This window comes from Paenibacillus sp. FSL R5-0623 (assembly GCF_037974265.1).
Taxonomy (GTDB): domain Bacteria; phylum Bacillota; class Bacilli; order Paenibacillales; family Paenibacillaceae; genus Paenibacillus.
Map to the genome: position 1 here is coordinate 4932647 of NZ_CP150233.1, position 14976 is coordinate 4947622.

Here is a 14976-nt window from a genome sequence, read left to right on the forward strand (position 1 = left end):
TATGTACACCACCCTAGATAAATTTAGTAAGAGTATAACCACTGCTTACCAGATTTAAAAGAAATATTTTCCATAATCTATATCTAGTATGTATGCTTCTCACCAAGCATCTAAATATAGATACATCTCTGTACATGAAAGGGATTCTCACTAGAAAGTGAAAACCCCACATATACGAGATATGGTACTTTTTAGGATAGACCAATAGCTCGTTTTTCCTATAACATAATATTAGCGCTTCGCGAACGCCGTTGCAACTCCTTACTTCAACGCAGTCAGTTGAGCTTCGAGATCTGCGAGTAGGGCTTTTTGTTCGGAGAGATCAGCTTTGTGTTGAGCAATGCTATCTTTCTCTCCGCGATCTACATAATTAGGCTTGGACATTTCATATTCAAACCCTGCAATTTTCGCTTCCACTCGAACTTACGTTCTTTCTGATCATTGATATGTTCCTCAAGGTTCGCCTTTTGTTCTTCTACGCTCTACCCCTTCCCAGGAGTTGTCGCAGTCGTTTTCTCACCCAGGAGAATCTTCTTATTCCGCATACTCACGTCATAACTAACAGCTTAACCAATCGCACGAACCGGTGCATAGCTCTTGCCATCAACGATGATTGCAGTATCCAAAGCCTGTCCATTCAGTTCCACGACTGCCTCTCCCTGAATCTTTTTGCCTACCAAAGACTTAATATCATTTGCAAAAGCTGTGGCGGAAAGGAGAAATACGGCACCTGCCAGGAATCCAGCAATCAACGATTTTCTGTCGCCTTCAACCACAAGGCATCTGTTAGTTGTTCGAACGTTTCACGCATGGCCAGCTTGTCCCGCCAGTGTGCTGGAATACCACTCAGTCCATAATAAGCACCTGCGATCTGCCCATACACCGCGCCCGTAGTGTCCGCATCATCACCCAGATTAACAGCTAACAACGCACCTTCTTCAAAGCTCGATGACTTATGGAACGCCCATAGTGCTGCCTCAAGTGAACGAACCACATAGCCACTGCCCTTAATTTCCGGTGGTTCTTTGCTCTGATAGGAACCCATAACAACCTCTTCAATAGCGGGCGAAAAAGCAGGTTCTTCCCTCCACTGTCTGCATGTCTCCGGTATCAGCATGACGCTCTTGTCCGCTCCGCGCAGACCAGCAACAATTATTGCGGCTAGCACTTCACATGCTTCCACACTTTCCGTTGCAGCATGTGTTGTCCGGGAGCTCAACCCGGCATAGTGGACCGCCTCGTTTGGTTGATTGGCGTAAGCCATCGCGACAGGAGCAAGCCTCATAATAGAGCCATTGCCCGCCGTCATCGGGTCAGTTGATCCGCTGTAGGCTTCCCCGGTTATCTCAAACCTCTCCAAGGCACTTCGCGTGGCCCCGCCGATATCGAAGCAGTCGCCTGTACTGCTCATATATCCGACCCTGTACCAATTCGTATATCTGCGCATCTGATCCGCAGGATCGAAGTTTTCATTACGTACCAGACTTTCTGCCAGACATAGAGCCATGGACGTATCATCTGTCCACTGCCCTGCCTCCAGCCCGAATACGCCGCCACCCACGATATTCGTTACGGGTTCAAATGTGCCCGGGCTACTGAATTCCACGGTAGTTCCCAACGCATCACCCGCTGCAAGCCCGATGAAGCAGCCATTAAAACGGCCCTTTTGCAGCATGCTCGTCTTCCTCCCTTACTTCATATACTTTCAGAATCTTTCTTCCATTCTCCCACAGGGCCTGATCTGGCGTAAAGCTAATAAAATCCAATACATTCAGCTCCATTTCTTCTATTATAAAAGTGTCGAAAGCTGTTGAACGGCCAGATGATCAAATTTTCATAAAAAAAGTTTTATTTTTTTGAGCTGTAAAAAACAGTTTATTCAGTACACCGCTTACATGCAAAAGGGTTAACGGTTTGCAACGTTCATCATTTTCTGAAAACAAATCACACATGTGAAAAATTTCAATGTAAACAATCATGACGCGCTTGACCCTTCGGTTTGTCCTATGTTACGGTTTTATTAGCTCCAAACGCATATTTTTTCCCAAATTAATATTCATTCTCGGTTTATTGTGTCAACTAATATCCCGCAGTTTAATGAGTACAGGGAATGAATTTGCAGAAAATTTTCATTTTTATCCCCAAACTAATTCTGAAACAGGAGGAACAAATTTATGATTAAGGCACTGGTGTTTGATTTCGACGGAACGATTATTGATACAGAGACAGCATGGTATATTGCTTTTCGTGATGCTTACAAGGAACACGGCGTAGATTTAACCCTGGAGATGTATTCACAATGCATCGGTACCAGTCTGAAAACATTTAATCCATATGAGTACCTCATCACAGATTTGAATCTTCCGATCGATCGGGAAGCGTTCAGGGAATCTGTTCAGTTGCAGCACGCTGCATTGATGAACAAAGAGGTGGTTCGTCCGGGCATTCAGAGCTACCTTGATGAAGCGCGTAAAGCTGGACTAAAACTCGCTGTAGCCTCCAGCTCCAAACGGGAGTGGGTTGAACAGCATCTGGAACAATTGAAACTGAAAGACTATTTTGAAGTTATCCGTACCGCAGATGATGTTGCAAATGTGAAGCCTGATCCGGAACTCTACAATCAAGCGCTTGAAGCCCTTGGAGTAACTGCAGACGAAGCCGTAGCGATTGAGGATTCACCTAACGGCGCGCGTGCAGCTGCTGCGGCTGGTATGCACTGCGTAGTCATCTCGAATACCATCACAGGAACACTGGAATTCGATATGCCTCACCAACGGCTGTCTTGCTTGACTGACCTTACATTTAACGATTTGATTTCGAAGCCACTCGTCACTACCGTCTAAGGTCTGCACGAATTTCGCGATTTAATCCTTAAAGGGGGAGTTCATACATGAAAGCTGTACATTTTGGTGCGGGCAATATAGGCCGCGGTTTTATCGGTCATATGTTGTCCGCTTCCAACTACGAAGTCTGCTTTGTCGCACGTAACCCGAAGAAAATCTCCATGCTTCAAGAGAGACAGGAATATCCAATTACACTTGCCAATAGCGATCGGGACACTACGATTGTCAACAACGTGACGGCGATCAATGTGAATGAGCAGAATCTGGTTGCTGAAGAGATCGCTTCAGCCGATCTGATCACAACCGCCGTGGGTGTATCTGCACTCGGAGATATTGCCGAGCCGATCGCCAAAGGCATTCAACTTCGCATGAAAAACAATAATCAGACTCCACTGCATATTATCGCTTGCGAGAATGCCATCGGTGGCAGCACCAGGCTGAAGAAACGCATCTATCCATTCCTGGACGAACCTACTCGTAAAAAAGCCGAACGTTATATTTCTTTCCCCAATGCAGCTGTGGACCGGATTGTTCCGACTCAAAATCACAAAGACCCGTTGCAGGTCACTGTTGAACCTTTTTATGAATGGGTCGTTCATCGTCCTGCCTTTCTGGATGGTTACAAGGAAATTGATGGTGTCCATTATGTGGATTCGCTTGAACCTTATATTGAGCGTAAAATGTTTACGGTCAATACAGGCCACTGTGTCGCCGCATACTTCGGCTATATCGAAGGATTCAAGACGATTAGACAGGTGATGAGTAATTCCCCCCTTCGGGCCAAGGTACGCCATGTTATGGAAGAGACGGGTCAGATGCTCATCCAGAAGCATGGATTCAACGCACAGAAGCATAACAAATATATCGACACCATACTGGAACGCTTCGCCAATCCCAACCTGACGGATCAGGTCACCCGGGTTGGACGTTCCCCCCTTCGCAAGCTTTCGCCTCATGATCGGCTTGTTCGCCCAGCGCTGCAGGCCAGCGAATTCGGAATTGAAATTCCTCATTTAACTTCTGCTATGGCGGCCGCAATGCTGTTTAATGACAAACACGACGAGGAAGCCATGAAGCTACAACACATGATTCGCGAAGATGGCGTCTCCGCCTTCATCCGTGAACGCATGGGAATTCCCGACGAACATCCCGTTCATCAGAATGTAATCGCCCGTTATCAGGAACTCAGAGGGCGCAAGGAATCGACTATACTAACCTGAGTAACTGATCAGGGCATTGGTTTGATCCTGCAAACTGAATAGAAGCACGGCCAAGAAGCCGGGAGGAACCTATGCAGCCGCATCGCTCCTTCTGGCTATTTGTCTATACACGGCACGGTACATTCTATCTATATGGTAGTAACGTTAATAAAACAGCGCATCTCCTCTCTCAAGGAAACACGCTGTTTAGGGAATCTTTTTAATTTACTACATCGTTTGGCTTAACTGTGTGACTCATCCATTCTCTACTCATTCATAATGGAATTGAGGGATGCGTATGCCATGGGCAGGAAACCTTCCGAAGGTTCACCAATAGGTGCTTGGATGTGGAAAATGAAACCATTGCCGTCCAGTTCTTTCACAATAAAGTACTCTGTTTTCTTATCATTCTGGGACATCATGTACAATCTTGCATCCTTCATCGGCCCGTTACTAAGTTGTTCAGCTGTCAATTGCTTCACTTCTCCGGTCTCGGACAACTCTTCCTTGGCATCCATCTTCAACATATCCAGATTAAAATCCGCCGGCAACTTCTCAATCTCTACCTCATAATCCGGATCAATCTTCATTGTTAATTCATGGTCTTCCGCATCAAAGGCCATCGGTTCAAACACATAAAGTGAATAACCTTTCGCTTGTGCCAGTGTCACTGGGCGTTTCTCGGTCATTCCTTCTACCGTCACTTCCAGCTCTGATGTCTTCGGACGATCAGACATTACTGTACCGCCTGCATTGGAACCGTTATTGTCATTACTCGATTCAATCTTTGCAATCTCTGTAAGTACCAACTGTTTCGTTGTTGCATCAATCGTTTTCTCTACATATTTGAAACGCACGGAATCTTCGTCATCGATATCATCCAGAGACTTCTGCAGATCTTCGCTCACCTGGAATGACATCGGCTTCTCATTCACTCGAATCTCAACGGTATGCGGATCAGCCCATCCAGTCAGAATACCTTCTGCTTCTATTGCAGCACTTTCATTCGGTTGTTGCTCCGGTGCTGGTGACTGTTCTTCCGTATTATTCACTGTTGGCTGTGCAGCAGGATTACTGTTCCCACAAGCCACAAGCGAGAATCCCATAAGTAAAACCATGAGTGATGCACTGACTTTCATTGTATTTCCTTTTCGCATATGAACACCTCCGTTAGCTTATACGCAATGATGCTTGTCCATGTTGCTTCTCATCCATTGGCTTGGCTGTATACTAGTACTTACACGGGAGAAAGGCAGCTCAATCATGCAAAATGTCTGAACGATTATTGTAACCCTCTACCTAGCTGGCCTGATCCATCTGTACCAGTTTGGCATTGGCTCCGTTAAATGCTTTGGTCTGGAGGTTAAATTGCTTTCGGAATTCAGCAAGCTTCGCATATTCGCTATTCCGTACCCGAATGGCTCGCTTAATCTTAACCAGATTAGGTTCTGCACTTTCTCTCATCAGATCATACAACTGCTCATCGGCACTCAGACTCAACTGATACGAGACAACAAAATTTTCCAATGCACGTGCTCTTGCTTCATATTGATCCAGCACCTTTTCAGCCTGTGCCAACGTATCTTCTTTTTCAAATGATAGTTCTTTCAATGAACCGCGCAGGGCCACCGTCTTCTCGTTGGTCTGTTTCATGGCCTCTTCCGCCTGTTTCAACAACGTTCTTCGTTCATGAATATGACCTACTGCCTGATCCAGCAGTGCTTCGAGATCACTGTTTTTGTTCTTGCCTTTGTCTAAAATAGACTTGTATAACTTCATATCTTCCTGCTCATGACTGGCCAGCGTCTTCAAACTCTGATCGATCTCCTGACCGCTGAGCACCAATTGGTTTACCTGATTTGCCGCAGGCTCCTGCGGATCTCCACAACCACTTACCAGCAGAATTAGTAATACACTAACTGCCGCAAGCGCCACTTTTTTACTCGTTAGCACCCAAGTCCTTCCTCTCTTGCATCATCATCTTGTCGTTATATTACAAACGGCTATCTGCGCTAAAATTAGCTACCCAGTGTGCATCCGGATCGTATACTTCGAACTCGTAACCCCGATCTTCGAGTAACTTCAGAATGCGTGGTAAAGCCTGAACCGTCTGCTCCCGCTCATGCATCAGAACCACTTCCTTATCCCGATGTACACTTTTGCTCACCCGGGCCACAATCTTGTCCGGCTGACCGGGAAGATTCCAATCGAGTGAATCTGTCGTCCAGTCCCACATTTTGAATCCGGCCGCCGCAATGTCACCTCTGAACTTTTCACCGATCTGTGGACTGCTGCCATAAGGTGCACGAATCAGATGAGGTGTAAAACCAATCAGGTCCTGCACCATCTTCTGCTCTTTCTTGAACTCTTTCACAAAGTTTGCCGAGTTGCCGCTCTTATACAGCTTTTTATAGTTATGCGTCATGCTGTGAAGTCCAGGATAACTGCCTTCCTTCAACAGCCGTTTCACTGCTTCTGGATGCTGATTCAACTGACGTCCGATCATAAAAAAGGTAGCTTTCGCCTCATGCTGCTTCAATATGTCCAGCAGTTGTTCTGTATATTCAGTTGGCCCATCATCAAACGTTATGTATGCCAATTTGCGAACCTGGCCCTGGAACCGTGCCGGCTCCTCCTTCGCATCCGGAGTAACTTGTATCATGCCAAGCTTGGCCGGCTGTTCGATCACAGTAATCGGAGGCGGCGCCACAACGCTTTTGATCCAATGCGTCATACCAAGGAATACATATGTAATACCGGTAACGAACAGTACCAGGAGCATTAGAGCTATGACTACCCTTCCATACCGGATTTTTCTTCGTTTATGTGTTTTCGTGCGACTTGTGCTAGGCGGAATACTGCCACGTTCTCCCGCTCTCTCTTGTTGAACTCTCACTGTCATGCCACTTCCTTACTTTCATTTTTTCCCGATTATTGGTATATTATCTCGTTTCATGTCTCTATATAGAAGATTAATAGAAAAATGGATCGGGAGAATGACAGAATAGTTACAAGCCCGGTTACAATCTACTTATCTCTTCGTTCTCTTTATCTTTCCTGCGGTTACCTTCTCCTGTATAATAAAGTGATTTACGCCATCAGACTTCAAGAAGGAGCTACACCCATGACAAGCTTGAACCGTGCCGGCAGATCCATCTATCTGTTATTCTTTGTCGGCATTATCGCCATTTCTTTTTCTTCGATCTTTGTACGCTGGTCTACCGCAGATGTTGCGGTCATTGCCATGTACCGTCTATTTCTGACCAATCTGCTAATGCTGCCTTTTGTCTGGAAATACAGACACGAGATGACGCGTCTACGCTTACGGCAGTGGGGCTTGCTGCTTGCATCCGGTGTGATGCTGGCCCTTCATTTCCTGCTCTGGATGGGTTCGCTGCGGCTCACCAGTGTTGCCAGTTCCACAGTTATTCTCGCGCTGGAGCCTATACTGATTCTTGCCGGTTCGGTATGGCTGTTCAAAGCCAAAATTAACCGCATGATGATCATCGGCATGGGCATCGCCCTGCTTGGATCAATCGTCATTGGCGCAGGTGATTTCCAGTTGGCAGGTACTGCTCTGCAAGGTGATGTCCTGTCTTTACTTGGCACAATCGCAGTTGCTGTCCATATGCTGCTGGGTCAATTTTTGCGAGCGGGACTTAGTGCATTTTCGTATAACTTCTGGGTGTTCTTCGTGGCTGCCTGCACGCTGGCGGTATATAATCTGATCATGGGCCATCCGTTCGGAGGTTACGCTGCGTCAGAGTGGGGAATCTTCCTGCTACTCGCCATTGTGCCAACGATCTTTGGACATTATCTCTTCAACTGGTTACTTCAATATATGAATGCCACAACGGTATCCATGGGCGTACTTGGGGAACCCGTATTCTCTTCGTTGCTGGCCTGGATGCTGCTCGGCGAATCCCTCAGCGCATTACAGATGTCTGCCGGGGTTGTCATTATATTCGGGGTATGGATCTTCATTCGATATGGCAAAACCAAACCTCAACCCATTCCTGCTGATGCTCCTATCGCTGGCAAAGGGCCTGTTGAACCTACCACGGTATAACGTATTTTTTCGTAATGCATAGTTATAAACGACTCTACCACTCTCATAAGGCGGTGTATTTTGATGAAAAATATTGTATCCATGCGCTGGCTGCTCGCCAGAATGTATGAACCGGATGTAGTCATTGCAGATTGCCGTTTCTTGCTCGGTCAACCGGAGGCTGGAAGACAAGCCTATGAAGCTGGACATATTCCAGGAGCTGTCTTTCTCGATTTGGAAAAAGATCTGTCTTCTCCTGTGTCTGCGCACGGAGGGCGTCACCCGCTTCCTGATCCGGCTCTTCTCGCAAGTCGTCTCTCCAAAGCTGGCATCGGCTCCAATAGTCGTATTGTTGCTTATGACGATCAAGGCGGGATGAATGCATCTCGGCTATGGTGGCTGCTGCGCTACATCGGTCATGAACAAGTGTATATCATGGACGAAGGTTTCTCCGCTTGGAAAAACGCCAAATTCCCGGTGACCACGGATGTGCCCGTTCAGATCCCGGCTTCTTTTGAGGTGAATGTGCAGCCAGCCATGCTGGCAAGTGCCCAGGATGTTCAGCAGGCTTCGACAAATGGCAGTGCCGTGCTAATTGACTCCCGTGATGCTCGCCGCTATGCGGGGCTGGAGGAACCGATTGATGCCAAGGCTGGACATATTCCGGGTGCGGTGAATTATTTTTGGAAAGATGTGTTGGATTGGGATGGACGTTGGACAGATACTGGGGTCTTAGAAGAGCGTTTCAGTAAACTGGACAAGGATGGTGCGATTATCGTGTATTGCGGCTCTGGCGTATCAGCTTGCCCGAACGTGATTGCACTGGAAGAAGCGGGATATACGAATGTGAAGTTGTACTCCGGAAGCTGGAGCGACTGGATTAGTTATGAGGAAAATCCGGTGGCTACGGGGGAAGATAGCTCGACTTAAACTTGAACGTATAAATTAGGCGACGGCCGCATGGAGTCTAAAAGCTTCAGGCGGCATTTTACTATGCTTGTAAAATCACAATCAAGGAATGAGCAGAAACATCTCCTTTTAAAGACTCTATATAGCTTTTAGATAAACAAGTACATCAAAAGGTTATATAAGGTTAACAAAATTTATGTTTTTTTAGGAAAACAAAAAAGCCCGCTAACTGGTCATACCCCTGTCAAGTAGACAGATGAAAAAAGCTATGCTGCCAGTGCGCATCGATATTCAATCGGTGCGCGCTGTTTGAGTTTGGCTTGAAAGCGTCGGTAGTTGTAATTGTAAATGTAATCTTCCACGGCTTGTCGAATCTCTGCTTCTGAATTACACTGGTTAAGGTACAGCTTCTCTGTCTTGAGATGCGAAAAGAAGGATTCGATCATGCGTTATCCAGGCAGGTTGCTTTGCGAGAGTGGCTGCCTTTCACGCCGAATGCTTCTAATCGCGAGTTGTACGCCTGAGACGTGTATTGGAAGCCCTGATCCGAATGGAGCACGGCTTCCGAAACGTCTCTTTTTTGTGTCCATTGTTCCACCGTATCCAATACGAGCTGAACATCGTTCCGTTTAGATAATTGCCAAGCTACAATTTCGTTGTTGAACAAGTCTTGAATGACAGACAGATAAACGAATGTGTTTCCATCCGAAATATAAGTAATATCCGTCACCATTTTTTGCTGGGGTGCTGTGGCATGAAATTTGCGCTTCAGGCGATTCGGATAAATCACAGATGGCGTATAGCTGGACTTCTTCCGCTTCTTACGAATGACCGATTGGATCGATAGTTCCCGCATGATTCGCCATACTTTCTTGTGATTAACGTTCAGACCAGCCTCCCAGAGCGCCGTTGTCATGCGAGGATAACCAAACTCTCGGTTTGCAAAATGAATAGCCATCATGTGTTCTTTGATCTCACGATCACGGTCTTGCCTTGCGTCTCGCTGCGGCTGGGTTGCTCGCCATTTATAGTAACTGGATCGGGGTATTCCTGTAATCGATAGTAGGCGTGTAATGCCATGCGAGCAGCGCAATTCATCGATGATATCGTAGTTCTCCCGTTGGCTCAGCGCTTCTCCTTTACTAGATTTGGATACCGCTTTTTTAAATAATCCACCTGTGCTTGAAGATAGTCTCGTTCTTCCTCCACGCTACCAAAGGCTGTACGGGGACGTCCCTTCAGTGGATTGGGCACATTGTTTTTTCGTTCATCGAACGCTTCCCCGTTTTTCCACTTTTTCACCCACACCTTCAGTTGTGAACAGTTGCGAATTCCTTCGCGTTCAGCGACTACTTTGTAACTTGAAGAACCTTCGACATAGGATCTAACTGCATTCAATTTGAATTCTTCAGTATACGTCTGAAATGTTTGCCCTTTTTTCGCCATAAAAATATCCCCTCCAAGTATCACTTGAACCTCCATGATAACATGAAGGTTTTTTTAAGTGTCTACTTAAAGGGGATAATACCAAACAAGGGCTTCTGTAGTAAGGTTTGATAATAATAGATGAGTATTATTCACTGTTTAATTTTATCTACCCATTCTCTTTCGTTCCATATATATGGATTATTTATATTTTGATTTTCCCCTCGAATAGTGGAATCGTAACTATCCTTTCCAGATGTATACCAGTCCACAATCACTAATTTCCCATTCAGATTTCGCACTAAAAATTCAGTAGGTTCAGCATAGGTACCTACATCCTTCGTAATACGTGCATTTAATTTTAGATAAAATGAATTGTTTTCCCCTTCAATATAATCTACTTTTTCAGCACTTATCTTAATCTCTTTTATTTGATTAGAGGTAAGATTATTTTTGAGAAACAAATTATGTTGCGAGGTGATCTTTTTTTCTGTGTACTGTCTAAGATTTTGGTTATCGATATATTTGCTAACATCCATCTGAATTCCGTTCCAGATGGACTTATAATATCCTGATAAAGCCTCTGTACATAATTTATATGCTTTCTCGAAATCCAATGTTGACAGATTATTTTGTTCTATAGTTAAAAAGTTAGATGAATCATTAGATTCTTTCACACTCGATAAGCTATCTGAAACCTTATCATTTTCGGTATGGTTGTCGCCTACCGAAACCGCAGTTGATTTTTTATTTATCTCTTTATTACGTTCAGTCTCTTGACATGCACTAAGAGTAAACACAATAACTAATAAGTATAAAAGATATACACGTTTCATTGTATTTCCTCCAGTAAACTATTAATTGTTGAATGCCTCCAGTTATTGTATGAGCCACTTAAATAAAATTGCAATAGCGTTAACATACATAACATATAAAAAGTGTGTAAAACGTAAATACATTTCCTAAACTTGATGATCTTCAGAGATCTGAACAAACACAATGAAGTAAGTTGGAGCGACTGGATTAGTTATGATGAGAATCCGGTGGCTACGGGGGAAGAATAACGTATAGTACAAGTGATAAAAAGCCCGCGCAAAGCGCGGGTTCTTTGTGTTAGGTTGGGTGGTTTACCTTCGGTACATTAGTGTTCTGAGATATTCCGAAACATTTAAAGGATGAGAGGCACTCTCAATCCATTTCACGGCTGTCGCTATCATTCGGAACAAATTCCATAATGTCTCCCGGCTGACAGTCTAAGATTTCGCAGATAGCTTCCAAGGTAGAGAAGCGGATCGCCTTCACTTTCCCCGTTTTCAGATTGGACAGATTGACATTTGAGATCCCAACCTTATCTGCCAGATCATTTAATTTCATTTTTTTGTCGGCCAGAACTCGGTCGAGACGTATAATAATCGGCACTGTCATCAATCTCCATTCTTATAAAGTCGAATCGTGCTCTTCCTGCAGAAGAACGCCATATTTGAAAATCTCGGAGACGAACAGCACTAGTATGCCGATGATAATTCCGATTACAGAGATCCCGCCCAGATTAATTGAGAAGATACGAGTAACGAACAGGCAGATCAGAATGTTGAGCACGAGCTTCGCCAGCAAAGAAAACAGGATAACGACGATTCCCAGCTTTTTCAGACGGGTGGCATTCGCCTGATTAAACGGGCTGCTTCCGCTTAGTATGCTACCTATTATATTGCGAATCTGGCCAATTGAGTAGATGTAAGTAATGAAGATAAGCGTAGTGTTGGTCAAACTGACGACCAGATATGCAGTCTTGGCATCGAACATACCGGGATTGATCGGTTGAAAATAAGTGAAAGGCACCATAACGCTATTCGTCAGCGTATCCGATAAAGGTATTGAAAAGAACCAGTGCGCGATTCCTTTTTCTACAGAAAACAGTTCCTGAGGTTTTAATCCAATCCAGAGTTTGAAACAGACCAACGCAATGAGCAGCCCGATTCCTCCCCAGTATCCGATCATAAGTGCAATGTGCATTCTTTTGAGTCCAGGTTTGGCTTTAAATTCAATTCCGTTCATACGCAATCTCCTTTTCTTGTCAACTTACAATATATACTAAATGATAAGTTCACGAAAAACAATAACTATTTAATGATAAACATTAATTTTTTTATCAAAGAGCGGTTCAAAACTGTTTGATAATAATCAACTTGCTAGCACGACTTTGAACGAACAAGAAGGAAAAGCTAGAAGTCTCCCCGATGTAATGACCGACGGTTTTGGGAGCTGAGGGAATTATCTGAGGAGGCAGATTGGTTCTAAACCCAACCAGTTGTAAATCCATTTATATCTCCCCCTAACAACTCCTCTGGAAGTGATTTGTAGCATAATAAACAGCTGGAGCGACTGGATTAGTTATGAGGAGAATCCGGTGGCTATAGGTGATGCGGAAGAGCACAAAGACGTATAGCAGTATATCGATGTTGAATACATCGCCAGGTGGCTTATCTGCCCCGGCGATGTATTTTTCTATGTTTGGATTTATGATAACAGAAAAAACCGTGATGGACGTCCGTCCACCACGATTGAATATGAAATCTATTATTGCTTTTTACTTAAAGATACATTTGCTGTTAACGTCTTGTCGATCGTCGTCCAGTTTACATAAGCACCTAGTATTTCATTAATAACAGCAACCGGAACGACAGTTTCGCCATTTAAAAGCTTTGGTACGTTACGATTGAACACCAGTTTATCGTTGATTGAATACACATCTGAACCAATTTGAGCACTTATATTTTTCGTGCCTAAATTGATTTGCGTGGTACGCGTCTTATGATCCCATTCTACTGTGCCGCCCAATAGCTCAGAAATGGTTCGAATCGGTACATAGAACTCATCATTATGAACAACCGGTTTGATTGTCGTACCACCTACATTCATGGCAACGTCAACATATTCAAGGAAATCGGTCTTTCGAATGAGTCCATGAATGCCTTTTGTTCGGTCCACGACCTGAGATACTTCGTAATCCGTTGCGGCCGACAGGTACGCATAAGCTACACTTCTATCCATTTCAAGCTTATCGGATAAAAATTGAATCGATTCACGTACTGATTCTTTCATAGCTTCATCCAGATCAGGGTCCAGTCCAATGGGAATCCAATAATCCTCTGTTTCAGCAAAGGGTTGCTTGAATTCTCCGCTGTGTGGTAGTGATGGATCACCTTTCTTTAATACCGTTAACCGAACTGTTCCCCTCAAGGAAGCTTCCAATGCAGTCAACGCTACTTCTCCATCTCCTTGAGCAAAGTGCGGATCTCCAGTATAGAATAGCCCGCCTTTAACTTGGATCGGATAATAAATAGTTGCACCAACACCCAACTCATTAATGTCCATATTGCCTCCTGTTTCAATAGGTGGGATGGAACTCACAACCTCGCTGGTATTTGGCGCAACCCCCATCACACCTAGAAACGGGTTAATGGGGAAACGTACATTTTTGCCAGCTTTTGTTGGTAATACCCCATACCAATTGCCGTTGATCTCTTCAATCGGCGTAAATATAGAGACATTATTATATAATTCCGGTTTTGTTGCGCTGGCTCCCTCTTGTGGGCCTGTATTTTCTGGAAATTCGTTAGGAAGGGCACCTTTCCCATGGCGGTTAGAAATGACACCATATGGAACTCGAGTTTGCAACGAAAGGACTTCTACTTTAAGAACATCTCCTGGCTCCGCTCCCTCAACCGCTACTGGCCCAGTGATAATATGAGGTCCGTCTTTTACAAAATCATGCTTAATGCCAGAAGCTGTAATTGCCTTTGCATCATCCAAGACTCCATCGGATGAGATACCGAATTTGCCGAAGTACTCCACTGGATTTCTCCCTTGATCCTCCATCAGTCCCTCATGCGATACCGTGTCAAATGTTACAGCACTTCCTGATGGTACAGTAAGAATCGGAGAGCTGTCTCGATTAGGCAGTGAGCCCCAGCGAATGTTCTCAATCGCAGATGTTACATAATAATCACCTTCTACCTTATCCAGGGTTGTTGGTTGCAACGGCATACTAAAGCCCACTGAAGGTATAACAAATGCAAACATACTCAGAATCCCTACTGAAACTCCCAATCTCCTAATCGTTCGGTTAATAAACATCTCGCTCCCCCTCTACGATATGTAACGTCGTGTGACATTATCTAACATACATAAACGATAACATATAAATGTATTTACAACAATATTTTATTGTTAACAAAAATAACAACAAAAGCTAGAATCCAAGAAAAAAGTTATAAAAACACAAACCTGAGTTAATATACCTAACATATAAAGAATATATAAAGTAAATACATGACCTAAAGTTGATGAAAATTCTTCAGAGACCTGAACACACAAAATGAAGTAAGTTGGAGCAATTAGATCAGTTATGAGGGAATGCGGTGGTTGGCCGTATTTTGTTTTCTGTTGAAATCCTTCAAAATTCTGAGCGGCGACTGCTTCGCTTCTGGTTTTATTCCGAAGATGTTCCTGAGGACTGGAGAGAGGGGTACAGTGACCGTTTTTTCGATCT

16 protein-coding genes are annotated in these 14976 nt (G+C 44.4%); 4 read left to right on the top strand and 12 right to left on the bottom strand.

Features of this window, described 5'->3' with window-relative positions; translation table 11 throughout:
* Positions 1–261: 261 nt before the first annotated feature.
* The 3 genes from MKY92_RS21670 to MKY92_RS21680 form a co-directional block, all read right to left on the bottom strand.
* On the bottom strand, positions 262–417 hold the full coding sequence (locus MKY92_RS21670) for a hypothetical protein (RefSeq protein WP_339297566.1): 156 nt from the start codon (positions 415–417) through the stop codon (positions 262–264).
* A gap of 149 nt (positions 418–566) precedes the next feature.
* Positions 567–752 (bottom strand): hypothetical protein, encoded by a 186-nt coding sequence (locus MKY92_RS21675; RefSeq protein WP_339297567.1) that lies wholly within the window; start codon positions 750–752, stop codon positions 567–569.
* Positions 749–1675, bottom strand: coding sequence for an ADP-ribosylglycohydrolase family protein (locus tag MKY92_RS21680; protein ID WP_339297568.1), 927 nt, complete (start codon positions 1673–1675; stop codon positions 749–751). Before MKY92_RS21680 ends, MKY92_RS21675 begins: the two co-directional genes overlap by 4 nt.
* Before the next feature lie 499 nt (positions 1676–2174).
* Between MKY92_RS21680 and MKY92_RS21685 the strand changes: the two genes are divergently transcribed.
* Positions 2175–2843, top strand: a complete 669-nt coding sequence (locus tag MKY92_RS21685) for an HAD-IA family hydrolase (protein ID WP_221824381.1) — start codon at positions 2175–2177, stop codon at positions 2841–2843.
* A 47-nt stretch (positions 2844–2890) separates the two neighbouring features.
* Positions 2891–4063, top strand: a complete 1173-nt coding sequence (locus MKY92_RS21690; protein ID WP_339297569.1) for a mannitol-1-phosphate 5-dehydrogenase — start codon at positions 2891–2893, stop codon at positions 4061–4063.
* 245 nt (positions 4064–4308) lie between these two features.
* On the opposite strand, the gene MKY92_RS21695 is transcribed toward MKY92_RS21690, so the two are convergent.
* From MKY92_RS21695 to MKY92_RS21705, 3 genes are all read right to left on the bottom strand, one after another.
* Complete coding sequence (locus MKY92_RS21695) at positions 4309–5199, bottom strand: hypothetical protein (protein ID WP_339297570.1); 891 nt, start codon at positions 5197–5199, stop codon at positions 4309–4311.
* Positions 5200–5341: 142 nt separating this feature from the next.
* On the bottom strand, positions 5342–5995 hold the full coding sequence (locus MKY92_RS21700; protein WP_339297571.1) for a YkyA family protein: 654 nt from the start codon (positions 5993–5995) through the stop codon (positions 5342–5344).
* 40 nt (positions 5996–6035) lie between these two features.
* Positions 6036–6938, bottom strand: a complete 903-nt coding sequence (locus MKY92_RS21705) for a polysaccharide deacetylase family protein (protein WP_339297572.1) — start codon at positions 6936–6938, stop codon at positions 6036–6038.
* A 228-nt stretch (positions 6939–7166) separates the two neighbouring features.
* On the opposite strand from MKY92_RS21705, the gene MKY92_RS21710 reads away from it, so the two are divergent.
* Positions 7167–8111, top strand: coding sequence for a DMT family transporter (locus tag MKY92_RS21710; protein ID WP_339297573.1), 945 nt, complete (start codon positions 7167–7169; stop codon positions 8109–8111).
* A 63-nt stretch (positions 8112–8174) separates the two neighbouring features.
* Complete coding sequence (locus tag MKY92_RS21715) at positions 8175–9020, top strand: sulfurtransferase (RefSeq protein ID WP_339297574.1); 846 nt, start codon at positions 8175–8177, stop codon at positions 9018–9020.
* A 421-nt stretch (positions 9021–9441) separates the two neighbouring features.
* On the opposite strand, the gene MKY92_RS21720 is transcribed toward MKY92_RS21715, so the two are convergent.
* The 6 genes from MKY92_RS21720 to MKY92_RS21745 all read right to left on the bottom strand — a co-directional run bounded on the left by MKY92_RS21720 (position 9442) and on the right by MKY92_RS21745 (position 14561).
* A complete protein-coding gene (locus MKY92_RS21720) occupies positions 9442–10128 on the bottom strand; it encodes an IS3 family transposase (protein WP_339301872.1) in 687 nt (228 codons plus the stop codon).
* Entirely contained in the window at positions 10125–10445 is a 321-nt protein-coding gene (locus MKY92_RS21725; protein WP_339297575.1) for a transposase, read from the bottom strand. The genes MKY92_RS21720 and MKY92_RS21725 overlap by 4 nt, the downstream gene beginning before the upstream one ends.
* A gap of 131 nt (positions 10446–10576) precedes the next feature.
* Positions 10577–11260 carry a hypothetical protein gene (locus MKY92_RS21730; RefSeq protein WP_339297576.1) on the bottom strand — a complete coding sequence of 228 codons (684 nt, stop codon included), beginning with the start codon at positions 11258–11260 and terminating at the stop codon, positions 10577–10579.
* 352 nt (positions 11261–11612) lie between these two features.
* On the bottom strand, positions 11613–11843 hold the full coding sequence (locus MKY92_RS21735; RefSeq protein ID WP_339236349.1) for a helix-turn-helix transcriptional regulator: 231 nt from the start codon (positions 11841–11843) through the stop codon (positions 11613–11615).
* A gap of 18 nt (positions 11844–11861) precedes the next feature.
* Positions 11862–12479 carry a DUF2975 domain-containing protein gene (locus MKY92_RS21740; RefSeq protein WP_339297577.1) on the bottom strand — a complete coding sequence of 206 codons (618 nt, stop codon included), beginning with the start codon at positions 12477–12479 and terminating at the stop codon, positions 11862–11864.
* A 522-nt stretch (positions 12480–13001) separates the two neighbouring features.
* Positions 13002–14561: an acetamidase/formamidase family protein gene (locus tag MKY92_RS21745; protein WP_339297578.1), complete on the bottom strand. Its 1560-nt coding sequence runs from the start codon at positions 14559–14561 to the stop codon at positions 13002–13004.
* Positions 14562–14976 lie beyond the last annotated feature (415 nt).

Excerpts from the sequence above, each read along its gene's own strand:
- MKY92_RS21695 (WP_339297570.1), bottom strand. The coding sequence starts at position 5,199 with ATGCGAAAAGGAAATACAATGAAAGTCAGTGCATCACTCATGGTTTTA.
- MKY92_RS21685 (WP_221824381.1), top strand. The coding sequence starts at position 2,175 with ATGATTAAGGCACTGGTGTTTGATTTCGACGGAACGATTATTGATACA.
- MKY92_RS21715 (WP_339297574.1), top strand. The coding sequence starts at position 8,175 with ATGAAAAATATTGTATCCATGCGCTGGCTGCTCGCCAGAATGTATGAA.
- MKY92_RS21680 (WP_339297568.1), bottom strand. The coding sequence starts at position 1,675 with ATGCTGCAAAAGGGCCGTTTTAATGGCTGCTTCATCGGGCTTGCAGCG.
- MKY92_RS21745 (WP_339297578.1), bottom strand. The coding sequence starts at position 14,561 with ATGTTTATTAACCGAACGATTAGGAGATTGGGAGTTTCAGTAGGGATT.
- MKY92_RS21730 (WP_339297576.1), bottom strand. The coding sequence starts at position 11,260 with ATGAAACGTGTATATCTTTTATACTTATTAGTTATTGTGTTTACTCTT.
- MKY92_RS21740 (WP_339297577.1), bottom strand. The coding sequence starts at position 12,479 with ATGAACGGAATTGAATTTAAAGCCAAACCTGGACTCAAAAGAATGCAC.
- MKY92_RS21710 (WP_339297573.1), top strand. The coding sequence starts at position 7,167 with ATGACAAGCTTGAACCGTGCCGGCAGATCCATCTATCTGTTATTCTTT.
- MKY92_RS21725 (WP_339297575.1), bottom strand. The coding sequence starts at position 10,445 with ATGGCGAAAAAAGGGCAAACATTTCAGACGTATACTGAAGAATTCAAA.
- MKY92_RS21690 (WP_339297569.1), top strand. The coding sequence starts at position 2,891 with ATGAAAGCTGTACATTTTGGTGCGGGCAATATAGGCCGCGGTTTTATC.